Origin of the sequence: Citrobacter pasteurii, from assembly GCF_019047765.1 — a bacterium.
Lineage (GTDB): Bacteria > Pseudomonadota > Gammaproteobacteria > Enterobacterales > Enterobacteriaceae > Citrobacter > Citrobacter pasteurii.
The window spans coordinates 3,950,822-3,976,222 of record NZ_CP077262.1 but is presented as its reverse complement, the minus strand read 5'-3'; the positions used below and the strand labels follow the sequence as shown (position 1 = coordinate 3,976,222).

General features: G+C 55.1%; 23 protein-coding genes. 6 read left to right on the top strand and 17 right to left on the bottom strand.

The window, feature by feature from the left end; all coding sequences use genetic code 11:
- Positions 1-54: 54 nt before the first annotated feature.
- Positions 55-1,707: a bifunctional UDP-sugar hydrolase/5'-nucleotidase UshA gene (gene ushA, locus I6L54_RS19335; RefSeq protein WP_040232674.1), complete on the top strand. Its 1,653-nt coding sequence runs from the start codon at positions 55-57 to the stop codon at positions 1,705-1,707.
- A 107-nt stretch (positions 1,708-1,814) separates the two neighbouring features.
- Here the strand turns inward: ushA and ybaK are convergent, their stop codons facing one another.
- The 10 genes from ybaK to I6L54_RS19285 all read right to left on the bottom strand — a co-directional run bounded on the left by ybaK (position 1,815) and on the right by I6L54_RS19285 (position 13,303).
- A complete protein-coding gene (gene ybaK / locus I6L54_RS19330) occupies positions 1,815-2,294 on the bottom strand; it encodes a Cys-tRNA(Pro)/Cys-tRNA(Cys) deacylase YbaK (protein WP_003021794.1) in 480 nt (159 codons plus the stop codon).
- A gap of 201 nt (positions 2,295-2,495) precedes the next feature.
- Entirely contained in the window at positions 2,496-3,290 is a 795-nt protein-coding gene (locus I6L54_RS19325; protein ID WP_005125211.1) for a TraB/GumN family protein, read from the bottom strand.
- Positions 3,291-3,389: 99 nt separating this feature from the next.
- The gene (copA, locus tag I6L54_RS19320; RefSeq protein WP_040232671.1) at positions 3,390-5,891 is read right to left on the bottom strand and encodes a copper-exporting P-type ATPase CopA; all 2,502 of its coding nucleotides are present in this window, start codon (positions 5,889-5,891) and stop codon (positions 3,390-3,392) included.
- 143 nt (positions 5,892-6,034) lie between these two features.
- Entirely contained in the window at positions 6,035-6,805 is a 771-nt protein-coding gene (locus tag I6L54_RS19315; RefSeq protein WP_005125214.1) for a heme ABC transporter ATP-binding protein, read from the bottom strand.
- Positions 6,802-7,794, bottom strand: a complete 993-nt coding sequence (locus I6L54_RS19310; RefSeq protein ID WP_005125215.1) for a FecCD family ABC transporter permease — start codon at positions 7,792-7,794, stop codon at positions 6,802-6,804. The genes I6L54_RS19315 and I6L54_RS19310 overlap by 4 nt, the downstream gene beginning before the upstream one ends.
- A 51-nt stretch (positions 7,795-7,845) precedes the next feature.
- Positions 7,846-8,469, bottom strand: a complete 624-nt coding sequence (gene chuY / locus I6L54_RS19305; protein ID WP_005125216.1) for an anaerobilin reductase — start codon at positions 8,467-8,469, stop codon at positions 7,846-7,848.
- Positions 8,469-8,963, bottom strand: a complete 495-nt coding sequence (hutX, locus tag I6L54_RS19300) for a heme utilization cystosolic carrier protein HutX (RefSeq protein WP_040232669.1) — start codon at positions 8,961-8,963, stop codon at positions 8,469-8,471. The genes chuY and hutX overlap by 1 nt, the downstream gene beginning before the upstream one ends.
- Before the next feature lie 12 nt (positions 8,964-8,975).
- On the bottom strand, positions 8,976-10,313 hold the full coding sequence (gene hutW, locus I6L54_RS19295; RefSeq protein WP_005125220.1) for a heme anaerobic degradation radical SAM methyltransferase ChuW/HutW: 1,338 nt from the start codon (positions 10,311-10,313) through the stop codon (positions 8,976-8,978).
- Positions 10,314-10,331: 18 nt separating this feature from the next.
- Positions 10,332-11,156: a heme/hemin ABC transporter substrate-binding protein gene (locus I6L54_RS19290; RefSeq protein ID WP_040232667.1), complete on the bottom strand. Its 825-nt coding sequence runs from the start codon at positions 11,154-11,156 to the stop codon at positions 10,332-10,334.
- 2 nt (positions 11,157-11,158) lie between these two features.
- Positions 11,159-13,303 (bottom strand): TonB-dependent receptor plug domain-containing protein, encoded by a 2,145-nt coding sequence (locus I6L54_RS19285; RefSeq protein WP_040232665.1) that lies wholly within the window; start codon positions 13,301-13,303, stop codon positions 11,159-11,161.
- 290 nt (positions 13,304-13,593) lie between these two features.
- Between I6L54_RS19285 and cueR the strand changes: the two genes are divergently transcribed.
- On the top strand, positions 13,594-14,004 hold the full coding sequence (cueR, locus tag I6L54_RS19280) for a Cu(I)-responsive transcriptional regulator (protein ID WP_005125223.1): 411 nt from the start codon (positions 13,594-13,596) through the stop codon (positions 14,002-14,004).
- On the opposite strand, the gene I6L54_RS19275 is transcribed toward cueR, so the two are convergent.
- From I6L54_RS19275 to I6L54_RS19260, 4 genes are read right to left on the bottom strand one after another with little or no spacing between them, the layout of a single operon-like run.
- The gene (locus I6L54_RS19275) at positions 14,001-14,717 is read right to left on the bottom strand and encodes a DUF3142 domain-containing protein (RefSeq protein WP_040232663.1); all 717 of its coding nucleotides are present in this window, start codon (positions 14,715-14,717) and stop codon (positions 14,001-14,003) included. The genes cueR and I6L54_RS19275 overlap by 4 nt on opposite strands.
- A complete protein-coding gene (locus tag I6L54_RS19270) occupies positions 14,687-16,831 on the bottom strand; it encodes a PA5441 family protein (protein WP_040232662.1) in 2,145 nt (714 codons plus the stop codon). Before I6L54_RS19270 ends, I6L54_RS19275 begins: the two co-directional genes overlap by 31 nt.
- Positions 16,832-16,850: 19 nt before the next feature.
- On the bottom strand, positions 16,851-17,309 hold the full coding sequence (locus I6L54_RS19265; RefSeq protein ID WP_040232661.1) for an NfeD family protein: 459 nt from the start codon (positions 17,307-17,309) through the stop codon (positions 16,851-16,853).
- Positions 17,306-18,223, bottom strand: a complete 918-nt coding sequence (locus I6L54_RS19260) for an SPFH domain-containing protein (protein ID WP_003021835.1) — start codon at positions 18,221-18,223, stop codon at positions 17,306-17,308. Before I6L54_RS19260 ends, I6L54_RS19265 begins: the two co-directional genes overlap by 4 nt.
- Before the next feature lie 134 nt (positions 18,224-18,357).
- Between I6L54_RS19260 and fetA the strand changes: the two genes are divergently transcribed.
- Positions 18,358-19,035: an iron efflux ABC transporter ATP-binding subunit FetA gene (fetA, locus tag I6L54_RS19255; protein ID WP_040232658.1), complete on the top strand. Its 678-nt coding sequence runs from the start codon at positions 18,358-18,360 to the stop codon at positions 19,033-19,035.
- Positions 19,022-19,801 (top strand): iron efflux ABC transporter permease subunit FetB, encoded by a 780-nt coding sequence (gene fetB, locus I6L54_RS19250; protein ID WP_003835795.1) that lies wholly within the window; start codon positions 19,022-19,024, stop codon positions 19,799-19,801. The genes fetA and fetB overlap by 14 nt, the downstream gene beginning before the upstream one ends.
- A gap of 78 nt (positions 19,802-19,879) precedes the next feature.
- Here fetB and I6L54_RS19245 read toward each other — a convergent pair whose 3' ends face one another.
- From I6L54_RS19245 to tesA, 3 genes are read right to left on the bottom strand one after another with little or no spacing between them, the layout of a single operon-like run.
- A complete protein-coding gene (locus I6L54_RS19245; RefSeq protein WP_040232657.1) occupies positions 19,880-20,734 on the bottom strand; it encodes a co-chaperone YbbN in 855 nt (284 codons plus the stop codon).
- Positions 20,735-20,792: 58 nt separating this feature from the next.
- Positions 20,793-21,563, bottom strand: a complete 771-nt coding sequence (locus I6L54_RS19240; RefSeq protein WP_040232656.1) for an SDR family oxidoreductase — start codon at positions 21,561-21,563, stop codon at positions 20,793-20,795.
- 28 nt (positions 21,564-21,591) lie between these two features.
- Positions 21,592-22,218, bottom strand: coding sequence for a multifunctional acyl-CoA thioesterase I/protease I/lysophospholipase L1 (tesA, locus tag I6L54_RS19235; protein WP_115644354.1), 627 nt, complete (start codon positions 22,216-22,218; stop codon positions 21,592-21,594).
- On the opposite strand from tesA, the gene ybbA reads away from it, so the two are divergent.
- Positions 22,186-22,872 carry a putative ABC transporter ATP-binding protein YbbA gene (ybbA, locus tag I6L54_RS19230; RefSeq protein ID WP_040232655.1) on the top strand — a complete coding sequence of 229 codons (687 nt, stop codon included), beginning with the start codon at positions 22,186-22,188 and terminating at the stop codon, positions 22,870-22,872. The genes tesA and ybbA overlap by 33 nt on opposite strands.
- A complete protein-coding gene (gene ybbP, locus I6L54_RS19225) occupies positions 22,869-25,283 on the top strand; it encodes a putative ABC transporter permease subunit YbbP (RefSeq protein ID WP_040232653.1) in 2,415 nt (804 codons plus the stop codon). The genes ybbA and ybbP overlap by 4 nt, the downstream gene beginning before the upstream one ends.
- The last annotated feature ends 118 nt before the right edge of the window (positions 25,284-25,401 follow it).

Below are 25,401 nucleotides of genomic sequence, written 5' to 3'. Positions count from 1 at the left end.
ATTATTTCATATCATTGTAATTTCAGTCGTTGATTTTGGCTCAGGGAGAGAAATATGAAGTTTTTAAAACGGGGCGTGGCGCTGGCGCTATTAGCCGCATTTGCGCTGGCAGGTCAGCCTGCTCAGGCGTACGAAAAAGATAAAACCTATAAAATCACCATTCTGCATACCAACGATCATCACGGTCACTTCTGGCGTAGCGAATATGGGGAATACGGGCTGGCGGCGCAAAAAACGCTGGTGGACGGTATTCGTAAAGAGGTGGCTGAGGACGGAGGCAGCGTACTGCTGCTTTCCGGCGGTGACATTAATACCGGCGTACCGGAGTCCGATCTGCAGGATGCGGAACCTGATTTTCGCGGCATGAACCTGATTGGCTATGACGCGATGGCGGTCGGTAACCACGAGTTTGATAATCCGCTGACCGTATTGCGCCAGCAGGAAAAATGGTCCAAATTTCCGTTTCTCTCAGCCAATATTTATCAGAAAAGCACCGGCGAGCGTTTATTTAAGCCGTGGGCCATCTTTAAGCGCCAGGATTTAAAAATTGCCGTACTCGGTTTAACCACTGACGATACGGCGAAAATTGGCAACCCCGAGTTCTTTACCGATATCGAATTCCGTAAACCTGCCGATGAAGCCAAACTGGTTATTCAGGAACTGAATATGGGGGAAAAGCCTGACATCATTATTGCCACCACCCATATGGGACATTATGACAATGGCAATCACGGCTCGAACGCCCCTGGCGATGTGGAAATGGCGCGCAGCCTGCCAGCAGGTTCGCTGGCAATGATTGTGGGTGGTCACTCACAGGATCCGGTGTGTATGGCTGCGGAAAACAAAAAGCAGGTGGATTACGTCCCGGGGACACCGTGTGCGCCGGATAAGCAAAACGGTATCTGGATTGTGCAGGCGCATGAGTGGGGTAAATATGTCGGCCGGGCGGACTTTGAGTTCCGCAATGGCGAAATGAAAATGGTCAACTATCAACTCATTCCGGTAAACCTGAAGAAAAAAGTGACCTGGGATAACGGTAAAAGTGAGCGCGTACTCTACACCCCGGAGATTGCTGAAAATCAGCAAATGCTTTCGCTGCTGACGCCGTTCCAGAATAAAGGTAAAGCGCAGTTGGATGTCAAAATTGGCAGCGTCAATGCGCGCCTCGAAGGCGACCGTAGCAAAGTGCGTTTCGTGCAGACTAACATGGGGCACTTGCTGCTCGCTGCGCAAATGGCACGCACTGGCGCTGATTTTGGCGTGATGAGCGGTGGGGGGATTCGTGATTCCATTGAAGGCGGTGATATCACCTACAAGAGTGTGCTGAAGGTACAACCGTTTGGCAACATTGTGGTGTATGCCGATATGAGCGGGAAAGAAGTGATTGACTATCTGACCGCGGTGGCGCAAATGAAGCCGGACTCCGGGGCCTATCCGCAGTTTGCCAACGTCAGCTTTGTAGCGAAAGACGGCAAGTTTAACGATTTGAAAATCAAAGGCGAACCTGTTGACCCAGCCAAAACCTATCGTATGGCAACGCTGAGCTTCAACGCCACCGGCGGTGATGGCTATCCGCGTATTGATAACAAACCAGGCTATGTGAATACCGGGTTTATCGATGCGGAAGTGCTGAAGGAGTACGTGCAGAAGAACTCACCGCTGGATGCCAGTGCGTATGAGCCTAAGGGTGAGGTGAGCTGGCAGTAACAGGGCGGAGTGCCGGATGGCGGTGCTGGCACCTTATCCGGCCTACAGGTCAGTGCGATTTGTAGGCCTTAAAGCTGCGCGCCATCAGGCATTCATTCTATAACCGCTTAATCCCGGCGGGCGATATCGGCGAATTTCGCATCCAGAATTTTCGCCAGATCGCTCGCTGCCAGTTCGATATCCAGCCCGCGTTTGCCGCCGGAAACATAAATGGTGTCAAACGTTTGGGCAGGCGCATCGATAAGCGTCGGCAATCTTTTTTTCTGCCCCAGCGGGCTAATACCGCCTACCAGATAGCCGGTAGTGCGTTGCGCGACCATGGGATCGGCCATATCGACCTTTTTGGCGCCCAATGCTTTGGCGACCTTTTTGAGATCCAGTTGACCGGCTACCGGTGTGACGGCGACTGCCAGATGTTTCATATCGCCATTCACGGCAACCAGCAGCGTTTTGTAGACCTGATCCGCATTCAGCCCTAATTTACGAACCACTTCGTCGCCAAAGTTGGTCTCGGATGGATCGTGATCGTAGGTGTGGATCTGAAAAGAAATTTTGTTTTTTTCGAGTAGTTTAACGGCGGGTGTCATAGCAATTTTTCCTGGCCCAGACAAAATACGTCATAAGCATACGCCTGATGGCGGTGGAAAAAATAGTACCATCTTGCGCAATAGTATTGGCAGGATGATGACTTTGAGCGACAATCGACCTACACCGATGCTTTAAGCGTCGGCATAATAATAATGATGAAATTCCTCTTTGACGGGCCAATAGAAATATTGGCCATTTTTTTATCGCATCATCTCCGGTAAGTTTCCCTCTCCATACAGATGCAGTGCGCCCACTGCGACCACATAGTGGCCTGCCGGCATTGCCTTGAGTTTGTCCCGCCAGGCCTCATTACGCTGGTGCATTAATACGTCATATAATGACTGGCTGAATGTGTTGGGTAACGTGAGTGCGCCATTTTGTGGTGGTGATTCAAGCCACCAGCCCATCATTTGTTGCAGCAGCCTGGCGTTGGTGTGCCAGTGCGTCAGGGTATCGTCGAGCAAAGCCAAACCGTTATCAGGCAATTGGCATAACAGGTCGATTTGGCTGGAGGCGCCTTCCAGTTCAATAATGGGTTTTTGCGCCTGTTTAGCCGCTTTGAGCAGTTGGTAGTCAATGCCATATTCCGCCCGTAATCCCAGCTGTTGCGCCTGCGTGGCTTGTAAGATCATGGCTATTTGCCACAGGGGTTGAGTCGAAAACAGGGAAGGGGAAATACCAAGATCGGCAGAAACTTTTTGCAGATTGCGCAACTGCTCTTCGCTGATGCGTTCTTCCAGCGCGGCAAAAACCGGAAGATTGGCAAACGGAGCATCGTCGCCGGAAACATCGGCTTCGACAATTAGCGCATCGGCATGCTTGAGCTTTTTGAGTAATTTGGCAGGCAGAGGCGCCATACCCCGGCTACCCATATGAATACTGCCAATCAGATGGAAATGGCGGTTGCCAGGCAAAGAGATATCGATGGCCGGCCAGGTATAATGGTTACCGCGCAGTGCAGACCATAATGCTTTTACCCGGTATAACAAATCCATACGACCTCCCTAAGTGGACTTCCATGCTAGCGCGTGGTCCAGGAAGGTGCAATGCGTGATTGCCGGATAGCGCAGTTGACAGCGCCATCCGGCAAAGGGTTACTCTTTAGGTTTGAAGCGCAGCAGTCGGTTGGCGTTGCTCACCACGGTAATAGAAGAGAGCGCCATCGCCGCTCCGGCAACGACCGGGTTGAGCAGCGTGCCGGTGAACGGCCACAAGATCCCGGCGGCAACGGGGATACCGATGCTGTTATAGATAAACGCGCCGAGCAGGTTCTGCTTCATATTGCGCAGCGTTGCCCGCGAGATAGACAGGGCATCGGCAACGCCCATCAGGCTATGACGCATCAGCGTAATCGCAGCGGTTTCAATCGCCACATCGCTGCCGCCACCCATGGCAATACCCACATCGGCCTGGGCCAGGGCTGGGGCATCGTTAATGCCATCACCGACCATGGCGACCTGACGTCCCTGGCTCTGCAGACGTTTAATCGCTTCCGCTTTACCGTCCGGCAGTACGCCCGCTATCACCTCGTCAATACCCACCTCTTTGGCAATGGCGTTGGCGGTCGTTGGGTTGTCGCCTGTGAGCATCACCAGACGATACCCGGCGCGGTGCAGGCGCTGGAGCGCTGCCACGCTGTCGCTGCGCAGTGGATCACGCACCGCTAACAGAGCCGCGGCTTTACCGTCAATGGCTAACAGCACCGGGGTTGAGCCCTGGGAAGCCTGAGCGGTGATTTCAGCCTCCATTTCTGTGGTGTCGACCTGCTGCTCATTGAGCAGCGCCTGGTTGCCTAACAGAAGCGTATGACCTTCGGTCTCGCCGCTGACGCCTAACCCGCGCAGCGTACGGAAACCGTTGACCTGCGGCAGCGTAACATCGCCCGCTTTGTCCAGAATCGCCCGGGCCAGCGGATGGCTGGAACCCTGTTCAAGGGCGGCTGCCAGGCGAACAGCCATCGCTTCGTCGGTATTGCCAAACGTTTTGATGGCGACAACCTGCGGTTTGCCTTCAGTCAGCGTCCCTGTCTTATCAAAGACGAGAGTATCGAGCGTGCTGGCGCGTTGCAGCGCATCGGCATCGCGTACCAGTACCCCAAACTCAGCGGCACGACCAACCCCGGAGATAATCGACATGGGGGTGGCCAGACCCAGCGCACAAGGACAGGCAATAATCAGGACGGTGGTGGCAATCACCAGCGTATAAACAATTTGTGGCGCCGGGCCAAAGAAGTACCAAATTGCTGCACTCACCAGCGCAATCACCACCACCACCGGAACGAACACCGAGGAGATACGGTCGGCCAGTTTGCCAATCTCGGGCTTACTGCTTTGCGCCTGACGCACCATGCGAATAATGCGCGACAGCGTGGTGTGGCTACCAACAGCGCTGGCGCGAAACAGTACGCTGCCATCCTGGACGACCGTACCGGCGTGGACGCTATCGCCTTCACCTTTTTGCTGCGGGATAGGCTCACCGGTCAGCATTGCTTCATCCAGCCAGGCCTCGCCCTGGGTGATTTCGCCATCTACCGGAACGCGATCGCCGGTAGTCAGACGTAGCAACATGCCTGCCTGCACATCGGCCAGCGGCACGTTTTTTTCACCGTCATCGGTCACGACACGTGCGGTTGGCGGTGTTAAATCGAGTAGTTTTTCCAGCGCTTTGGAAGAGCGTTGGCGGGCGCGCGCTTCCAGCATATGGCCAAGGTTAATCAGACCGATAATCATGGCACTGGCTTCATAATAGAGATGCCGTGCTTCCATTGGGAACCATTGCGGCCAGAGGTTTACGCTCATGGAATAGAGCCAGGCGACTCCCGTGCCCAGCGCGACCAGTGTATCCATGGTTGCGGTGCCGTTCATCAGGCTTTTCCACGCGCTGCGGTAGAAGTGACCGCCTGCGAAGACCATCACGGCGAGTGTTGCCAGACCAATTGCCAGCCACAGGCTACGGTTGTCGGCACTCACCATCATGTTATCGCCAATCATTCCCCATACCATGACCGGGACACCCAGCAACAGCGCAACCGCCGCCTGCCAGCGAAAACGTTTCATGGTCGCAACGGCGGTTTCCTGCTGGCGTTCGCGACGCTTAGCGTCGTCTTCGATCGCTTCCGCACCGTAGCCGGCTTTTTCCACCGCCTGCACTAAATCTGCAGCGGATGCACTGCCCATTACCAGCGCAGTGCGCTCCGCCAGGTTTACCCGTGCCTGCGTGACACCCGGTACGCTTTGCAATGCATTTTGTACACGGGTCACACAACTGGCGCAGCTCATGCCGTTTAACAGCAACTGTTGGCTGTCATCATCAGCCGTAGCTGCCGGAAGCTCGGAAGGGACCGCTGCCAGTGCTTCCGACGGGATTGTTGACTCCGTCAGCGGTTTAGCCTTTGGGTGGCTTAACTCCGCCCCGTAACCGGCTTGTTTGATGGTTTCAATCAGCGCTTCTGCGCTGGCGCTCCCGGTAACATGCGCCTCTGTCACGGTGACATCCGCTTGCTCAACATCCGGACGTTGTTCGAGACTTTCTTTAACGCGTTTTACGCAGTGACCACAGGACAAACCGTCCAGGGTTAGATCGATTGTTTGAGACATAACCAACTCCTTCATTGCAGGATTAACTGACTGTGATAAAGGTTAAACCTTCCAGCAAGGGGAAGGTCAAGGGCGTTTTTAGAAAAGATGAAAAAAGGGGGCGAAGGGGGAAAAAACGGGAACGTCAGAGCGTTCCCGGTCTGTTATTGATTGAGGACGATAAGCGGCGTTCGATGCTCCGGTTCATTTATGACCGTGAGATCGGCACCATACAGCGCGTTCAGCGCCCGTTGCTTCAGGACATCCTGTGGATACCCGTTATCAACTATCCTGCCGCGTTCCATCAGTACCACGCGGTCGGCATAACGCGCCGCGAGGTTGAGATCGTGCAGGACGCAGCAGACGCTAAACTGCCGTTCGCGCACCAGACGACGCAGCAGACGAAAAAGGTGCTGCTGGTGGTGAATATCCAGGGCGGAGGTGGGTTCATCGAGAAACAACCATTTGGGTCGAGGCTCGGGTTCCCAAAGCTGAACCAGCAGACGTGCCAACTGTACCCGCTGTTGCTCTCCTCCCGACAGGTGCCGATAATCGCGCGCGGCCAACGCCTGGCAATCACACAACGCCATGATGTGTTCCGTTTCATCGCCGGTGTTGCACGTACGATACGGATGCCTGCCCATGCGAATGACCTCCTGCACGCTAAACGGGAAAGCCATATGACTGTTCTGGCGCATCACCGCACGGGTTTTTGCCAGCTCGGTGATTGACCACTCGTCCAGCGGCTTGCCGAATAAGCTACAGCGCCCACTGTGAGGTTGCAGATAACCCGTGAGCTGGCGTAGCAGCGTCGATTTCCCGGCGCCATTCGGGCCCAGAATCGCGATAATCTCTCCTTCAGGTAGCGTCAGGGAAACATCATCGGTCAATCGTCTGCCCTGAATGTGGTAAACCAGATTTTCAGCAACGATCATGACACCCTCCGGCTACGCAGTATTAACCACAGAAAATACGGTCCTCCGATCAGGCTGGTTAACAGGCCAACGGGCATTTCGGCAGGCTGCACCAGAGTACGGGCCAGCGTATCGGCAATCAGGAGTAGACAGGCGCCCGCCAGCGTAGAACAGGGAATCAACCAGCGATGATCGGCGCCGGTAGTCATTCTGATCAGATGCGGGATCACCAGGCCAATAAAGCCAATTACGCCGCTGACGGCAACGGCAGCGCCAACCAGTAGCGAGCTGAGTAACAGTAATTTCTGACGCTTACGTTTGACGTTTACGCCGAGGTAATGCGCCTCTTCATCGCCCAGTTGCAGCAAATTAAGGGTTCCCGCCATACAAACGGTGACAGCAATGGCTGGAAGAACAAACGTGCTGGCGACCAGCAGCGTTGGCCACTGGGCCTGGCCGAGATTGCCCATCATCCACAGCGTAAGTTGACGTAGTTGCTGCTCGTCGCCCACATAGCTCAGTACGCCAATAGCCGAACCGCACAGAGCATTGATAGCGATACCGGCTAACAGCAGTTGCATCATTCCGCCGTGGCTATGACGCTGGCTTATCAGGAAAATAATCGTGCAGACCACCATGCTGCCCGCGACGGCAAAAATCATCTGCTCATACAGCACTAGCACCACGGGAAACGAAAAGGGGATAACGATCGCGATGCCGACCATCAGCGCGGAGCCGCTACTGACGCCAAGCAGGCCAGGATCGGCCATCGGATTGCGAAAAAGCCCCTGCATGATAACCCCTGCCGTCGCCAGCGCCGCGCCTACCAGCACGGCCAGCAACACGCGGGGCAAGCGGATGTTCAACCAAATGTCACGGTATTCGTCGTTGAACAGCGCGCTGAAGCTAATGTTCAGCGCCCCCTGGCTGGCTCCGAAGAGCATCAGAGCGACCAACAACAGAGAAAGACCCGTCAGAATGCTGACGGAAGAAAGCGAGTCCTTAAGCACGCAACGCTCCATAACGTCTTTGCGGCGCGAAGTTCCCGCGCCGCGAGGGGTTTACGCGGGTTTGAGTCCTGGCTCAACCAAACTGTAAATCTGGTTATTGAGTGACGGGGCTGTAGCCAGCTCGTGAATGTGCTTTGCAACATCTGCACGCATCACAAAACCATGGCACTCCTCGGCCTGTATCCGTTGCGCCTGACCTGTGGCTGCACCGTTCAGCAAACCGCCGGGGCGGAGAATGGCGTAGTCCAGTTGACTGGTTTGTAGCCAGCTTTCAGCCAACGATTTTTCCCGTACCGCCTGACCAAATGCGGCCCTGGCGCGTGGGGACAAAAAGGGCCAACTGTCGCCACAGCCAAGCGAAGTCACCAGAATCATGCGTTTGATCTCCGCTTTTTCTGCTTCATCAATGACGGTTCTGTGCGCCAGATAATCCTGGGCACCGCCCATGGAGGAGATCACCGTGGCATGTTGACCCGCTGCGCGACAGGCACAGGCGGTGACCTGGCTGTCGCAGGCGTCGCCAATGAAGACCTGCACACCTTTTTCCTGCAACCCGGCAGCGATCTGCGCGTTGCGAACGACGGCAATCACCGGACGTTGTTCCGCCAGTGCGAGTGCCAGCGTTTTCGCGCCGACGCCGCTACCACCCGCACCAAAAATGAGCCATGGAGCCATCAGGCATGTTCCTTTAAGGATGAAGACAGCGCGTGAAAGGCGCTGACCTGCTCGGCCAGTAGCTGGCGATGCTCATCCCGACCGAGGAAAATTTTGAACATAGCGCTACCCGCCTGGTTAAAGAAGAGAATGGACGCGGTGTCCATGCCCATAAATTTGCGTTCAATCAGGGCGATATGCGTGCAGTTTTCTGCCTTGATATGACCGGTCATGCCTTTTTTGCCGCGCAGGTTGAAGTAACCGTGGCGGTGGAATCCTGAAGGTAATTCACCCGTGAATTCCAGAATGACATCAGCAGTATGGACCAGGGTGGTGACTTTGCCCCATTCGCTGACGGTTTCCCAGACGGTATCAAATTGACTGCCGGAAACCAGCGTCGGGGAGGGGAGATTTTTCACCACCTCCAGCAGCGTGGTGTTGTACTGGGCTGCGATAGCTTCCAGCGTACCGTCCGGCTCAGTTTTCAAAAAATCCTGTAAAGAGACATGGCTCATACTTCACTCCTTTTATGGTTGCTCTACCGCAATACGCGGCGCGTTAAGTGCCTGAATCAGTTCATCAAGAGACTGCAAAATATTGCTCGCCCAAAAACGCCCTTCATTGGTCAGGCGCAAACAGGTGCTGGCATCTCGCGTCAGTCCTGCGTGATGCCACTGGGTCAGTAGCGGGATCAGTTTTTGTGCATGAGGCGTCAGTTCATCCAGCGGGACGCGGGCCGTTTCAATGCCGGCCTGGAGGGTGTGTCGCCACTGGAAACCCCGCTCGGCGGTTCGCATCATCATCATGAGCGGTTTTTTTCCGGCGGCGATGGATTCATGCCATGTGGTCAGATTGCGCTCGACCATCCAGGAATAGCCATTGACCGACCCCCCTGCGCCAGAGCCGAATGCCAGACAGTCTGCTCCCTGTTTAATCAGCAGGTTGTACAGATTGCGTTCCCGCGTGGTGCGCGCCCAGTGGCTGTTGCTGATGCAGCGCCAGCCCGCGCTGTCCATAAAATCGCAGCCCTGAAGATAGAGATCGCGACGTTCGGCAGGGGAGGGAACCGTTGTGCGCCCGGTTTCAACCGCTTTGCCAAGCGGCGTATTGGGGATCAGGTTCAACGCATAAAGATCTACGCCGTCGAGGCCGATGTCGCGGGCAATCGCCAGATCGTCGCCCCACAGTTTGGCGTCCTGTCCTGGCAGACCAAACAGCAGATCGCAGACCACGGCGGCTCGATCCCGTTTTACCAGCCCCTGCATAAAGGCAATTGCGGTCGGGCCGTCCGAGGTGCGCGCCATTTTCTTGCGGATCCGGCTGTTGAAAGACTGAATACCGATCGAAAACCGATTGGCGCCCGCGTCAAGGCAGGCATCGATTCGGGCGTCGTCAAAATTGAGCACCCGTCCCTCAATGGTGATTTCGCAGTCCGGTGCCAGCGGTAACTTTTCTCGTAGCGCAGTGATGATTCTGGCCAGATCCCGTGCCGACAGCGCAGACGGTGTACCGCCGCCAAAATAGACGGCGTGAATCGGGGCCGACTGATGTAATGCGCTATCGGCTTCCATCTCAATTTCGCGTAATAGCGCGTTGGTGTAGCGGGCGCAGTGATCCTCTTCAAAGCGGTTTTGATAAAACCCACAGAAAGTACAATGGGTTGCACAAAAAGGGATATGCAAATACACCAACCGTTTACGCGGCGGGGTGGGCTGGCTGATGACATCCTGCCAGGTTTGTGACAATAGCTCTTTGGCAACCGGGATCGCGCCGCGCCAGGGCATGGTGGCGCGCCTGTCCTTAAAGGGCTGACTTCCCTCGAGCGCAAAATGCGCGGTGAGATCCAGCGAGTGTTCAGTTTTCATTGTTCTTTATAAATCCAGTTAGTGAGGCCAGAATTGCTGGTGCAGGGCTTCAACCGCATCGGCGACGCGCGGCCCCATTCCCAGAATCAGCGCCTGGTCTACCGCCACAATGCGCTGATTTTTCCAGGCTGCAGTGTGGGTAATACCGGCGATTGCGCTCAGACGATTCAGATCGCCATCCACCATTTGCGACGTCACCACGATGACCTCCGGGTTGGCCGCGATCAGCGATTCCGCGCTGTAGCTTTTGTACTGCGCGTGAGTGGCGACATTTTGTGCGCCCGCGAGGGTCATAATGGCATCGGCAACGCTACCCTTGCCGGCGACCTGTGGCGCGCTGCCGCCAGCGGAGAGAATGAACATGGCTTTGACCGGCGCGTTTTTCGCTGCCACGCTGTGCTGAACGCGATCCAGACGTTGACGTATGCGATCGATCAACGTCTCACCTTGTTCAGGAATGCGCAGGGTTTGAGCCAGTTCCCGAATGTTGGCGTACATCTGCTCAACGGTGGCCGGGACGCGCGGCAACGTCACGACGTTAACTTTTTGCGCCCTAAGTTGATCCAAAACGATTTGAGGGCCTGCATCCTGCCAGGTGATAAAGCTGTCCGGATGCAGTGATAAAATGCCCTCGCTGCTTAACTGCTTCCAGTAGCCGATATGCGGGAGTGCGGCAGTTTCGGGCGGGTACGAGGTGGTTTCATCGACGCCGACCACCCGGTTGCCGACGCCCATGGCGTAAATCAGTTCGCTAAGCGATCCGCCCGCTACTACCAGGCGGTCGGCGGAGTGGGCGCTGAAAACACAGGCGAGGCTCAGTAAGCCAATCATGAGTTTTTTCATCGTCAGAAATTCCACGCAAAGCCAACGGCGGCGTTGAAACCCGCGGCTGGAATAGATTCATGCGCGGTTCTGTAACGCTTGTCGGTCAGGTTGTTAAGCGCGAGGTTGACCTGATACTGGTCTTGCGGACCAAACTCGGTGTTGAATGCGAGGTTAAGCGTGGCCCAGCCCGGGTAATTAATTTCCGTAGTACCTGTATTATCTTTGGCGCTGGACGCCGCGCGGATAAAGACATCGGACGTTACGTTAGCGACATTCATCAACCAGGTATGTTTCAGACCCACGCGCCCGGTCAGCGTAGGTTCGCCGGTATCCCAGGTTTTAATCGTGTCGCCCTCGTACTGACGGCGAATGAGATTACCGCTCAGGTAAGGTGAAACCGCCCAGCCGTTGTATTCTGCGGTGAGTTCCATGCCCCAGGTTTTGGCCCGATCGATGTTGTCGTAGTAGTTGTAGCCGCCACGTGAAGAGGTGCTGTTACCGTAGCAAACGGGTTGGCCTGCACAGGCCAGACTGGCGATATAGTCTTTAGCTTCGGAGTAATAAATGGCGCCGTCTATCAGCCACATATTCCCTTTATACCGCGCGCCTAACTCATAGTTATTCGAGTGTTCCGCCTTCAGATTTGGGTTGCCGTAGGTCACGCTGCCGCCTGCGGACGTCTGCGTGAACAGCTGAGTCAGCGTAGGGAAGACATAGCCCTGGGCGTATGCTGCCCGGAGTTCAAGATCTTCAAAACCGGAATAACGCAGGCTGGTTGAGGTCACCAGTTCATCATCGTGAACGGAATTTCCCCCGGTAGATTGCCAGGTCGTACCGCTGCTTTGGATAGTTTGCGTATCGTTGCGATTGAGTTTCGAGGACAGCCAGTACTGGCGTGCGCCGACGGTCCACGTCCAGTCATCGGCAAAGCGCCAGTCGTTTTGCGCGAATAACGAGGTGTTGCTTTGCTCCGCTTCGTTGTATGACAGCGTGCGGGTTTGCGTATCGAAGAAGCCGGTAGCCGCGGTCTGGCGCGTGTTGCCGTCCGTGTCCTGTTTTATTTTGTCATGCTGGTACTGAGTGCCAATCACCAGTTCGTTGTTAGCAGGCAGGGAGAAGTTGCTTTGTAGCGTTACCCCTTGGGTATACTGTTTGTCGTTGGTATTGGTCTGATTGCTGACTGTCAGCGCTTTAATCATCGGGCTGGGGATAACCTGGGTCGTTTTGACCCGGTTTTCAAATTTGCGCTCTATTGTCTGGGTGTATGCGTCAACATGGATGTTCTTCAGGTAATCCCCATCGGCCGCGTAGTCGTAGAAAAGACCGATTTTCTCGCGTTCCAGCTTAGGAATTTTGACGCTAAAGTCGTCGAACTGACCTTCCGGGTCGTCAAACCAGGTTTGAGTGGACAGCTTATAACGGTCAAGGGAGAGCCCAATTTTGTGGCGATCGAAGTTGTAGCCAAGCCACACGCCCTGGCCGTTATTACGGAAGTTGGTGTCGGGTAATCTTCCGTCAGGTGTGTCGCGGTCGCCCTGGTCGGAATAGCTGCCATTGATGCGGTAGTCAAAGTTACCGATGCTGCCCCAGGCCGCTGCCGACTCTTCCCATCCTGCCGTTGCGGAGTTATAAACAGCCTTAACGCTACCGCCGAGGGGCTTATCGCCGCCTTTTTTGGTAATAAAGTTCACGACGCCGCCAATCGCCTGCGAACCGTAGAGGACAGAATAGGGGCCTTTGACCACTTCAATACGTTCCAGCGCGGATTCATCAATCAGCAAACCGGCTCCGTAGTTTTGTCCGGCACGTTGGTAACTGACGACCTGGCCGTCGATCAAAATCAGCACCCGCGAAGACGCTTCGCCACGGATACGAATTTGTTTCCGCCCTGCGAGGGCGTTATCGGTGACTTCGACGCCGGGAATATCTTGTAAATCATCAGCAATAGAAACGCTGGTGGAATTTTGCAGCGTCTGGCGATCGATAACCTGGATGGTTGCCGGGCTATCCCAAAGACTACTTTCTGTGCGGTTAGCCGTGACGATAACCGTGTCTTCTTCGGACGTAGAAGCGTGAGTTGGAGAGGTGGCTGCAAAAGCGGCGCCGGACATGCATAATGTCAGGGCTGAAAGAATAAATGGCCTTTGGTTATTCCGTGGCAACATAAGAGAACCTTTATTGAATGTAAATGATCATCATTATCATTCGCATTTATATATAAAATTGTTTCCCTCTGTTCAAGATGAAAGATGTAGAACCAATATATCTTTTGATTTGAGTCAATTTCGTACAGTCATTAAATGTAGAAATGTGATCTGAATCGAATATAACAATGTGAATTAAAAGGATTTATGCATCGCGGTGATGGTGGGAAATGTGCAGGGTTCTCGGGTAAATCATTAGGACAATCTGGGCTATAATGGGGCTCAGTACCAACAAGATCCGCGGGGGAAATGTGAATATTAGCGATGTTGCGAAAAGAACCGGTTTAACCAGCAAAGCGATACGCTTTTATGAAGAAAAAGGCTTAGTGACGCCGCCGCTGCGTAGCGAAAATGGCTATCGCACATACAACCAACAGCATCTGAATGAACTTACGCTGCTGCGCCAGGCGCGGCAGGTTGGCTTTAACCTGGAAGAGTGCGGTGAGCTGGTAAATTTGTTTAACGATCCGGCGCGTCACAGCGCGGATGTCAAAAAGCGCACGTTAGAAAAAGTGGCGGACATCGAGCGGCATATCAGCGAGCTGCAGGCCATGCGCTTGCATTTGCTGGCATTGGCGGAGAGTTGCCCTGGCGATGACAGCGCCGAATGCCCGATCATGGATAACCTCTCCGGCTGCTGCCACCATAAAGCGAAGGCCTAGCCGCGAGGTGGTTGCAGCATAAAGACCACCGTACCGCGATACCACGCTGACTTTTCCAGTTGCGCTTCAGCCTGCACATCCCGGCTCCCGTGTTGTACCAGCCCGAGCTTAAACGGAATGCGTAACCGGGTGAGTGCGGGCAGATACGCCTGATAGTTGGCTACCGTGTGACGTCCCTGATAGCTCTGCACCACCAGTTCATCAACCGGTAACGCGTTCAGCGTGGCGACATCGCCGGTCTTGGCCCAGTCCAGCAGTCCGGTCACCCCAAGAGCGAACTCCGACGGCAGCTGCTGGCGCAGCTGTTGCAGAAAATGGGCGTAATCGGCAAGCTGATGGGTCGCCGCGTCAAAATCAACCTGCAGGCCAGCGACATGATTGCCAGCACTCTGCCAGCGTTGCATCAATCTGATGATGCGAGCCGGGATCTCCTCCGGTACGTCGAGCGTGGTAAAGCGCACGGTCAGCCAGATAGAGGGAAAGGACAGGCGGCTGACCGGCAGTCCGAGACGCTGGAAAACCACGTTACCTGAACGAATCAGCACCTCACCCTGATGCAGATAGACCGTTTGCGCGTCTTTAAGCTCATCACTGGCCTTCACGCCGGACCACAGCCAGAAGGCCGGATGTTCACGGGCGGCGACGATATCCGCCGCCTGCGGCTGGCCTGTCAGCAGCGCGGTTACCAGTAGTATTTGAGTTTTTGCGCCCACGGAGTTCCCGGATACTGCGTTTTCAGTTGGGTGAACCAGCCTTTACGCTGCAGTTTATCCACTTCCTCACCGCCGCACTCGTTAGAGCCTGACGGCGCATAGCACATGATGGCGCGATACAGCGCGAAGCTCTTGTCTTCAACCTCTGCTTTCGGCGAAGTGATTACCTGCTGATAGTAGCTTTGCCTGTCGAACTGGCCGAACGGCTCCTTGCGCGATATTGCTGATTCAAGCACATCGTTGCCGGCACTGTTTTTCCACAAATCAACGTGGGTTTGCGTGGTGCGGAAGAATTCGCCTAAGCAGTTCAGCGCGTGGGCATCATCCGCTTTTTTGTTTAATACCGTTACCGTTTCATTGAGGCTGCGACAGGTGTAACCGGCTTGAGCTGCATCGCCATTCCAGTCGAAAATACTCAGATTAACGTCATCAAACACGTCGCCAATAACCGGTGGAGTAATGGCGCTGGCCAGTTTTCTGTCATTCAACCAGTCGCCAAAGCGGTTTTCGGTAAGATCGCGTACCAGCAGCGTATGCAGGGCGATGGTACGCTCTTCATTGTTAGGTCCATGGACGGCCTGTTGGCGCAGCAGCTCAGGCGAGGCCTGTGTTTTCAGTATCTGCGAGCGAAAACGCAGGTTGGTTACTGCGCTTTCTGGGGCAAAAACCGCCGCCACGTCGCCGCTATAAACCAGCGTTGCGGCGAGCTTAGCCTGTACATACTGCTGCTGTTCGTTGTCCTGGCTGAGTTTTAGCAATTGCTGCCAGAAATCACGCGCCGCGCTCCAGTTCTTCTGGCCCATCAGCGCTTCGCCGTACAGCACTTGTTCGCTGAAGGCGAGGGTATCGTGAGCGGCAAGTTTCTGCGCTGGCGTAACTGCCTGAATAATTGCCGCATAGTCCCCTGTCGCCAGCCACAGATTCAGTTGCAGATCGCGCCATAGCGGCAATTTTTGGCTCTGCTCAAACACCGGTTTGCTGGCATCGAGCTGCGACTGCGTCAGCGTGGGGTTACTGTTGTTATCCAGACGCAGCGCCCGCAGCAGTTCGATATAGCTGACAAGCGGCGCATCGGGGAAGGCTTCTACCACAGACTGTTCGTAGAACGCCATACCGTAGACATTATCGTATTCGATGACAATTTCACGCAGTTGCCGAGCGTCAGCAGACTGCTGGAGCGTCTTCTCATACAACCCGGCCAGCTGCGGCCACGCCTGTAAATACCAGTTAATGCGACGCAGCATGCCGCGCGCGGAGTCGGCGTAAAGCCCCTGCGGGAAGCGTTGCAGATAGGCTTGCGCCTGCGTCTGAGCCTGAGTCGCGTCCTCGCGGTTAATTTTTGCAATATCAAAATCGCCGTACTCGCCCACGCTGTTCTGGCTGCTCTTGTTCAGGGCCGCACGCATCAGCATGTATTGCGCGGTCTCTGCCAGCCACGGACGCTCACTGTTGGCAAGCTGAGTGAAATCCCGTTCGGCACTGGCATAATCCCCGGCATAAAAACTGGCGGCCGCGGCCAGATAATTTTTATAGGACTGAGCCGACGAATCAGCCGGGAGGGGGACAAGCGAAGACTCAATTTGCTCGCGGGTTGCCCCGGATAGCAGCCCTGTACGTGCCTGGGCTAAGGCCTGGCGCTGTTCCGCCGTTAACGTCGAGTCGGCCAACAGTGCGGCAAAAAACGCGCTGACGCTCCCGGTGTTATTTGAAACATGACGGTTCTCAAGCTCAGCGTCGTTGACGTTTATTTCGTCTGCGCTAATGTTCAGTTCGGCCATCTGTCGGGAGAGTGGGCTGCCTTCGCCGGATACTGGAGCCGTGGCTGGCGGCGGGGCAACGTCATCCCACTGCGGATGATACGCAAAATAGAAATCGCGGGAGCGGGTGATGTCCGCTGGCATTGATTGCACCGGCAGAGCAAATGATTTTTCCTGGCTCAGCAGTCGCAGCAGGTTATCGCGGCTGTCGTTTTCCGGATTAAAGGTCGGCGTGCCTTTCAGCAGGCAGCTGTCGTCGCTCCATTTACAGTCTTCCATATCGAAAGAGGCGAATGCCTGCGGGGCGGCGGTCAGCAATGTGCAAAGGGCAAAGGCAAGGGGTGTCTTCCTGACCATAGTCTTATTTCCTGTCTTTTTATTGTGATACCGCTTTAATAATCAGGGTTATCCCTTCAACGGCAATGACTTCAACCTGAGTTCCGGCGCTCAAATCGTCGCGGGCGCTGACGGGCCATGAGCTATCGCCGACGCGCATATGTCCACGGCCATTGACCAGGCCAGTTTCCAGAATAAATCGACGGCCAACCAGCTGCTGCCCGCGCTGGTTAAGATGGCTGTCGGCCGGTTTCTGCTCTTGCACGCGCCTTGCCAGCCATTTCCACCACAGCCAGGCCGCCAGCAGGGTGAGGGCGGCGAACATCGCCCCCTGCCACGCCCAGTCAAGCGGAACGAGCCAGACGACCAGACCGGTAATCACCGCTGCCACGCCGCTCCACAGCAGATAGCCGTTGCCACCCAGCATCTCGGCGGCGAGTAGCAAACCGCCGAGGCTGAGCCAGAAGATGTGCGGGTGCACCAGAATCATCGCTATCATGATTTTTTCCGCTCGCTGGCGCTGTCTTTCACCAGTTCGGCGATCCCGGCAATGGAGCCCATCAGGCTGCTGGCATCCAGCGGCATCATCACCACTTTGCTGTTATTCGACGAGCCGATGTGTTGCAGCGCTTCGGTGTATTTCTGCGCCACGAAGTAGTTCACGGCCTGAATATCCCCAGCGGCAATAGCCTCAGAAACCATCTGCGTTGCGCGAGCTTCGGCTTCTGCGGAACGTTCACGCGCTTCAGCCTGTAAAAACGCGGACTGGCGTTCACCTTCTGCTTTCAGGATTTTCGACTGCTTCTCACCTTCGGCCTTGACGATTTCTGCCTGACGGATCCCTTCGGCTTCAAGAATGTAGGCACGCTTGGTACGTTCGGCTTTCATCTGCGCGTTCATCGCGTCGATAAGTTCGGCTGGTGGGCGCACATCGCGGATCTCGATACGGGTGATTTTGATGCCCCAGGGATTCGTGGCTTCATCAACAATATGCAGCAGGCGCGTGTTGATGTTGTCGCGTTGGGAGAGCATTTCGTCGAGTTCCATCGAGCCGAGAACGGTACGAATGTTGGTCATGGTCAGGTTGATGATCGCCAGTTCCAGGTTGCTGACTTCATAGGCCGCCTTCGGCGCGTCGATTACCTGAATAAAGCAGACGGCATCAATGGCGACGTTGGCGTTATCTTTGGAGATGACTTCCTGAGAAGGGATATCAAGCACCTGTTCCATCATGTTGATCTTACGACCGATGCGGTCCATGAACGGCACCACAAGGCTTAAACCTGGTTGCAGGGTCTTGGTGTAACGGCCGAAACGTTCCACCGTCCATTGGTATCCCTGCGGGACGATTTTGACGCCCGCACCGACGATGACCAGCGCGACAAAAATAAGAATAGGAATAAAAATGAGCATTGATGAAACCTCCTGTTGTGCTGTCCTTTACTGCCTCATTAATCAAATTATACCCGATTTATCAAGGGGGGCTCCCTTATAATAAATTACAGGCATAGACTGTCTGCACGAAAGATGTAAAAAAGGGATGGGTAATGGAAGAAAGCAGCATTCTGCTTCAGTTAAAAAATGTCGCATGGCAGGCAGGGGCGACGCAGGTTCTCAATAACATCTGTTTTGATCTCCGCGCCGGAGAATTTAAGCTGATCACCGGCCAGTCCGGCTGTGGGAAAAGTACGTTACTCAAGATTGTGGCGTCATTAATGAGTCCGACTGCCGGTGAAATTCTCTTTGAAGGCAAGGAGATCAATACCCTCAAGCCGGAAACGTATCGCCAGCAGGTCTCCTATTGTGCGCAAACGCCCGCTTTGTTTGGTGACACCGTTTACGACAACCTCATTTTCCCCTGGCAAATCCGTAACAAACGTCCGGATTCGGATGTGTTTCTGGCCGATCTGGCTCGTTTTGAGCTCCCCGAGACGATCCTCAAAAAAAGCATAAATGAGCTGTCCGGTGGCGAGAAGCAGCGCGTCTCGCTAATTCGTAATTTACAGTTTCTGCCGAAAATCCTGCTGCTCGATGAAATCACCAGCGCGCTGGATGAAGCTAATAAACGTAATGTGAACGAGCTAATTCACCACTATGTGCGCGATAAGAATATTGCTGTGCTGTGGGTGACGCACGACAAAGATGAAATTAATCATGCGGATAATGTCATTATCCTTCAGCCGCATGCCGGAGAAATGCAGGAAGCACGCAATGAACGAGCATAATATTACCAATGAGTCCCTGGCATTAGCGATGATGCTGGTGGTGGTGGCGATCCTGATTAGCCACAAAGAAAAACTGGCGCTGGAGAAAGATATTCTCTGGAGCGTTTGCCGGGCGGTGGTTCAGCTGATTATCGTCGGCTATGTGCTGAAATATATTTTTGGCGTTAACCACAGCATTCTGACCTTACTGATGGTGCTGTTTATCTGCTTTAACGCGGCTTATAACGCGCAAAAGCGCAGTAAATATATTGATAAAGCTTTCCTCTCGTCGTTTATCGCTATCACGGTGGGGGCGGGTTTAACGCTGGCGGTGCTGGTTTTGTCTGGCTCTATCGAGTTCACGCCGATGCAGGTCATCCCGATCTCCGGCATGATTGCAGGCAATGCGATGGTGGCAGTGGGGCTGTGTTACAACAATCTGGGGCAGCGGTTTAACAGCGAACAGCAGCAAATTCAGGAAAAACTCAGCCTCGGCGCGACGCCGAAAGTGGCCTCCGCGCCGCTGATTCGCGACAGCATTCGCGCCTCGCTGATCCCAACGATCGACTCTGCGAAAACGGTAGGGCTGGTGAGTTTACCAGGGATGATGTCCGGGTTGATCTTCGCGGGTATTGATCCGGTAAAAGCGATTAAGTATCAGATTATGGTGACGTTTATGCTGCTTTCTACCGCCAGCCTGTCAACCATTATCGCCTGCTATTTAACCTATCGGAAGTTCTATAATTCGCGCCACCAATTAGTCGTAACGCATTTGAAGAAGACGTGATGTGATGCCGGAGGGATCGGTATTGGCAGAATTTCCAGGCCCGATAAGCGCAAGCGCCATCGGGCAAAATCAAACGGATTAGTACAACAGCGCGTACAGCTGGCGGCGGTATTTTGAGGCCAGCGCATCGCCGGTTCCGAGTGCGGCAAGGATCTCCTGGAAGGTCTTACGTGCCTGACCGTCGGCGGCAGTGAGATCTTTCTTCAGGTGGCTGAACAGCAGTTCCAGCGCTTCTTCGTTACGTCCAACCTGGTGCAATTGAATAGCCAGCTGCGTTGCCAGTGCTGCATCCTGCGGGTTATTCGTAACCTGTTGCTGTAACTGCTGAATTTCTGGCGTATCTGCCGCCTGCTTCAGCAGTTCAATTTGCGCGACCAGCCCCTGATAACGGGTATCCTGATCCTGCAAAGGGATAGTTTTGAGTACAGCTTCGGCATCTTCAGAACGATTCAGCGCGATTTGCGTTTCCGCCAGCAGCAGGCCAATTTCGCTGCTCTGGTTGGAGATCTGCCAGGCTTCTTTCAGCAGCGGCAGCGCGTCGGCGTGATTACCTGCTTCGATGAACTCAATCGCCTGGCGTGCTTTCAGCTCTTCTTCGCTCGGCAACACTTTCTCCAGCAGCGCGCGGATAACTTCTTCCGGCTGCGGGCCCTGGAATCCGTCCACTGGCTGACCGTTCTGGAACAGATAAACCGTAGGGATGGCGCGCAGGCCAAACTGAGAGGCGATCATCTGCTCGGCATCGCAGTCCAGCTTGGCAAGAATAAACTGGCCGTTGTACTGGGCGGCAAGGCTCTCCAGTACCGGCGTCAATTGCAGGCAGTGCTGGCTGCGTTCAGACCAGAAATAGAACAGGACCGGCGTGGTCATCGACTGTTCAAGGGTCTGCTGCAGGTTTGATTCGTTAATGTTAACAATATTCTGTGTGGACATGGAGTTACTCTCTTTTGTCGATTTCTTGTTACATGGGGGCTGACGCGCGTGCTTCAACTCAACCCTGTAAAATTTTGTCCATTATGCGGCCTGGCAACAGGCGTTTAAGTAGCATCACTGCCCAGGTCACCAATGTAACCGGATAACGTAGCTTCGGTTTGTCGTTCTCAAACGCATGACGCACTTTGGCGACGACTGCTTCTGGTCCTAGCGTAAAACGTGCGGCAATTCCGGGGTTTTCCACGGGAGCATCACGTTGAGTCTGGTTGACGTTTTCAGTAAAGCGGGTGCGAATGGGGCCGGGTTCAATCAGGCTGACCTTAATTCCGCTATGGCGCAGTTCCATGCGCAGCGCGTCGGACCAGGCTTCCAGCGCATATTTGCTGGCGGCATAGGCGCCGCGTCCTGGCGTTGAGATTAATCCCATCACCGACGAGGTCATCACGATACGTCCTTCGCCGTGAGGGAGCATAGCGGGCAACAGGCGCATGGTCAGTTGATGCGCGCCAAAGAAGTTGGCGGAAAACTGCTGCTCCATTTGCTCGCGGCTAATGGTGGGCAGCGGGCCATAGACGCCGTATCCGGCGTTGTTAAAGATCCCATACAAACGATTATCGGTCAGGGCGATCACTTCATCGGCGGCGCGATCCACGCTTTCGGGTGAGTCCAGATCCAGCAATACGCCGGTGAATCCCATGCCGTTCATGCGTGCGACATCGTCAGATTTGCGACAACCAGCCAGAATTCGAAAACCCTGGCGTTTAAGCTCAAGCGCACTTTCCAGGCCAATACCACTGGAACATCCTGTTATTAAGACCGATTTTTGCATAACTTTACCTGTCAGGATCTCCGTTGATTTACGAGTCGTGATTTACTAAAGGGGTCAATTGTTTCGCCATCCAGTCGGCAATAAACGGCTGGGCGTCACGATTAGGATGGATACCATCATCCTGCATCCACTGGGGTTTCAGATAAACCTCTTCCATAAAAAAGGGCAGCAGAGGAATATCAAACTCTTTGGCAAGCTTGGGATAAATCGCGCTAAAGGTTTCATTATAACGGCGACCGTAGTTAGCTGGCAGACGAATTTGCATCAGCAGCGGTTCGGCATTTGCCGCTTTCACATCCTGCAGGATTGTGCGCAGGGTTTGTTCGGTTTGCGCAGGCGCGAAGCCGCGCAGACCATCGTTACCGCCCAGTTCGACCAGCACCCAGCGCGGTTGATGTTGTTTCAGTAATGCGGGCAGACGGGCCAGACCCTGTTGCGAGGTATCGCCGCTAATACTGGCATTTACCACCGGTGTTTTGCTGTGCCATTTATCATTAAGCAGTGCAGGCCACGCCGCACTGGCGGACATACGGTATCCGGCGCTCAGGCTGTCGCCCAGAATAAGTAACGTGTCCGCCGCGGCGGCGCGGAAAGTTAACAGAACCAGGAACAGGAAAGGCCAATGCCAGCGGAAAACATTGTTGAAGTTCATCATCTTAAGAAATCCGTCGGTCAGGGTGATCACGAGCTATCCATCCTTACCGGAGTTGAACTGGTTGTCAAACGCGCCGAGACCATTGCGCTGATTGGCGAATCAGGATCGGGGAAATCCACGCTGCTGGCGATCCTCGCCGGGCTTGACGATGGCTCCAGCGGTGAAGTGAGTCTGGTGGGGCAGGCGCTGCATACCATGGACGAAGAAGCAAGGGCGCAACTGCGGGCGGGACACGTAGGTTTTGTCTTCCAGTCATTCATGTTAATTCCAACCCTGAACGCACTGGAAAACGTTGAGCTGCCCGCGTTGTTGCGCGGCGAAAACAGCGGGAAAAGCCGCGACGGGGCGAAAACGCTGCTTGAACAATTGGGGCTGGGAAAACGTCTCAACCATCTCCCGGCCCAGCTTTCCGGCGGGGAGCAGCAGCGCGTAGCGCTGGCACGGGCGTTTAACGGACGCCCTGACGTGCTGTTTGCCGATGAACCAACGGGCAATCTGGACAGGCAGACCGGAGACAAAATCGCCGACCTGCTGTTTTCTCTGAACCGGGAACATGGCACCACCCTGATTCTGGTGACCCATGACCCGCAACTGGCGGCGCGCTGCGATCGTCGTTTACGTCTGGTGAACGGACTGTTGCAGGAGGAGGCATGATAGCACGCTGGTTCTGGCGCGAATGGCGCTCGCCTTCATTACTGATAGTCTGGCTGGCGCTGAGCCTGGCGGTGGCCTGCGTGTTGGCGCTGGGTAACATCAGTGACCGGATGGAAAAAGGTCTGAGCCAGCAAAGCCGCGAATTTATGGCGGGTGACCGATCGCTGCAAAGTTCGCGCGCCGTGCCGAAAGCGTGGATTGACGCGGCGCGACAGCGTGGCCTGAAAGTCGGCGAGCAACTGACCTTTGCCACCATGACCTTTGCCCAGGATACGCCGCAACTGGCGAACGTCAAAGCGGTGGATGATGTGTATCCGATGTACGGCACGTTGCAAACCAATCCGCCGGGGCTGAAACCGCAGCCGGGCTCAGTGCTGCTGGCCCCGCGTCTGATGGCGCTGCTCAACTTAAAAATCGGTGATTCCATTGATGTTGGCGATGCCACCCTGCGCATCGCCGGGGAGGTGGTGCAGGAACCGGATTCCGGTTTTAATCCGTTCCAGATAGCGCCGCGCCTGATGATGAACATGGCGGATGTTGAAAAAACGGCGGCGGTCCAGCCGGGAAGCCGTGTGACCTGGCGCTATAAATTTGGCGGTACGCCACAGCAACTGGAAGCCTATGAAAAATGGCTGCTGCCGCAGCTAAAGCCGGAACAGCGTTGGTATGGGCTGGAGCAGGATGAAGGGGCGTTGGGGAAATCACTGGAGCGTTCGCAACAGTTCCTGCTGCTGTCGGCACTGTTAACGCTACTGCTGGCGGTTGCTGCCGTTGCCGTGGCGATGAATCATTACTGCCGCAGCCGTTACGATTTGGTGGCGATATTAAAAACGCTCGGCGCGGGCAGGGCGCAGCTGCGCAAGCTGATTATCGGCCAGTGGCTGATGGTGCTGGCGCTGTCTGGCGTGACCGGCGGGCTGTTCGGGCTGTTATTTGAGCGGGTGCTGGTGGTATTACTGAAGCCAGTTCTGCCAGGTGAGCTGCCGCCCGCCAGCCTGTGGCCGTGGCTGTGGGCACTCGGTACGATGACCGTTATTTCTCTGCTGGTGGGGCTACGCCCTTATCGCTTGCTGCTGGCGACGCAGCCGCTGCGGGTACTGCGTCGCGACGTGGTGGCAAACGTCTGGCCGCTTAAGGTCTATCTGCCCGTAGCAACGATAGTTGTGGTTGCGCTGCTGGCCGGATTGATGGGCGGAAGTATGCTGCTGTGGGCGGTACTGGCCGGGGCTGTGGTGCTGGCGCTGCTGTGCGGTGTGCTCGGCTGGATGCTGCTTAACCTGCTGCGTGGTCTGACGCTGACCTCGCTGCCGCTGCGTTTGGCGGTCAGCCGGCTGTTGCGCCAGCCGTGGTCAACGCTGAGCCAACTGTCGGCATTTTCGCTGTCCTTTATGCTGCTGGCGTTGTTACTGGTGCTGCGCGGCGATCTTCTCGACCGCTGGCAGCAGCAAATGCCGCCAGAAAGCCCCAACTACTTCCTTATTAACATCGCCAGCGAGCAGGTGGTGCCGCTGAAAGCGTTCCTTGCTGAGCATCAGGTGATCCCGGAGTCGTTCTACCCGATCGTGCGGGCGCGTCTGACGGCAATCAATGACAAAGCGACCGAAGGTAATCAGGACGAGGCGCTTAATCGTGAATTGAATCTGACCTGGCAGGATACCCGCCCGGATCATAACCCGATCGTTGCCGGGAGCTGGCCGCCAAAAGCGGGTGAAGTGTCGATGGAAGAGGGGCTGGCGAAGCGGTTAAACGTAAAGCTTGGCGATCGGGTCACCTTTATGGGCGATACCCAGGATTTCAGCGCCACGGTCAGCAGCCTGCGCAAAGTGGACTGGGAAAGCCTGCGACCAAACTTTTTCTTTATCTTCCCTTCCGGTGCGCTCGACGGGCAGCCGCAAAGTTGGCTGACCAGCTTTCGCTGGGAGAACGGCAACGGCATGCTGACGCAGCTTAACCGCGAATTCCCGACTATCAGCCTGCTGGATATTGGCGCTATTCTTAAACAGGTAAGCCAGGTACTGGAGCAGGTGAGTCGCGCGCTGGAGGTGATGGTGGTACTGGTCACCGCCTGCGGTATGTTGCTGCTATTGGCGCAGGTGCAGGTGGGGATGCGTCAGCGTCATCAGGAACTGGTGGTCTGGCGCACGCTGGGCGCGGGCAAGAAGCTGCTGCGTACCACGCTGTGGTGCGAGTTCGCGATGCTCGGGATGGTCGCCGGACTGGTGGCGGCCATCGGGGCGGAAACTGCGCTGGCGGTGCTGCAAACCCGCGTGTTTGATTTCCCCTGGGAGCCAGACTGGCGGCTGTGGGTTGTGTTGCCGCTTTGTGGGGCATTGCTGCTCTCTCTCTGCGGCGGATGGCTCGGTTCACGTCTTCTTAAAGGCAAAGCGCTGTTCCGTCAGTTCAGCAGTTAATTCATATTCGTGATGATTACGCACCGGTTTTTTTAAATCGGTGCGTTTTTTTATCTATGTAGCACAAATTGATAACTCCTTGATATTTAACAGCACAGAACAATAAAAACCCGACAAC

Bases quoted from the DNA above. Each gene is read 5' to 3' on its own strand.
- ushA (WP_040232674.1), top strand. From the start codon at position 55: ATGAAGTTTTTAAAACGGGGCGTGGCGCTGGCGCTATTAGCCGCATTT.
- ybaK (WP_003021794.1), bottom strand. From the start codon at position 2,294: ATGACACCCGCCGTTAAACTACTCGAAAAAAACAAAATTTCTTTTCAG.
- I6L54_RS19325 (WP_005125211.1), bottom strand. From the start codon at position 3,290: ATGGATTTGTTATACCGGGTAAAAGCATTATGGTCTGCACTGCGCGGT.
- copA (WP_040232671.1), bottom strand. From the start codon at position 5,891: ATGTCTCAAACAATCGATCTAACCCTGGACGGTTTGTCCTGTGGTCAC.
- I6L54_RS19315 (WP_005125214.1), bottom strand. From the start codon at position 6,805: ATGATCGTTGCTGAAAATCTGGTTTACCACATTCAGGGCAGACGATTG.
- chuY (WP_005125216.1), bottom strand. From the start codon at position 8,469: ATGGCTCCATGGCTCATTTTTGGTGCGGGTGGTAGCGGCGTCGGCGCG.
- hutX (WP_040232669.1), bottom strand. From the start codon at position 8,963: ATGAGCCATGTCTCTTTACAGGATTTTTTGAAAACTGAGCCGGACGGT.
- hutW (WP_005125220.1), bottom strand. From the start codon at position 10,313: ATGAAAACTGAACACTCGCTGGATCTCACCGCGCATTTTGCGCTCGAG.
- I6L54_RS19290 (WP_040232667.1), bottom strand. From the start codon at position 11,156: ATGAAAAAACTCATGATTGGCTTACTGAGCCTCGCCTGTGTTTTCAGC.
- I6L54_RS19285 (WP_040232665.1), bottom strand. From the start codon at position 13,303: ATGTTGCCACGGAATAACCAAAGGCCATTTATTCTTTCAGCCCTGACA.
- I6L54_RS19270 (WP_040232662.1), bottom strand. From the start codon at position 16,831: ATGGTCAGGAAGACACCCCTTGCCTTTGCCCTTTGCACATTGCTGACC.
- I6L54_RS19265 (WP_040232661.1), bottom strand. From the start codon at position 17,309: ATGATAGCGATGATTCTGGTGCACCCGCACATCTTCTGGCTCAGCCTC.
- I6L54_RS19260 (WP_003021835.1), bottom strand. From the start codon at position 18,223: ATGCTCATTTTTATTCCTATTCTTATTTTTGTCGCGCTGGTCATCGTC.
- fetA (WP_040232658.1), top strand. From the start codon at position 18,358: ATGGAAGAAAGCAGCATTCTGCTTCAGTTAAAAAATGTCGCATGGCAG.
- fetB (WP_003835795.1), top strand. From the start codon at position 19,022: ATGAACGAGCATAATATTACCAATGAGTCCCTGGCATTAGCGATGATG.
- I6L54_RS19245 (WP_040232657.1), bottom strand. From the start codon at position 20,734: ATGTCCACACAGAATATTGTTAACATTAACGAATCAAACCTGCAGCAG.
- I6L54_RS19240 (WP_040232656.1), bottom strand. From the start codon at position 21,563: ATGCAAAAATCGGTCTTAATAACAGGATGTTCCAGTGGTATTGGCCTG.
- ybbA (WP_040232655.1), top strand. From the start codon at position 22,186: ATGCCAGCGGAAAACATTGTTGAAGTTCATCATCTTAAGAAATCCGTC.
- tesA (WP_115644354.1), bottom strand. From the start codon at position 22,218: ATGATGAACTTCAACAATGTTTTCCGCTGGCATTGGCCTTTCCTGTTC.
- ybbP (WP_040232653.1), top strand. From the start codon at position 22,869: ATGATAGCACGCTGGTTCTGGCGCGAATGGCGCTCGCCTTCATTACTG.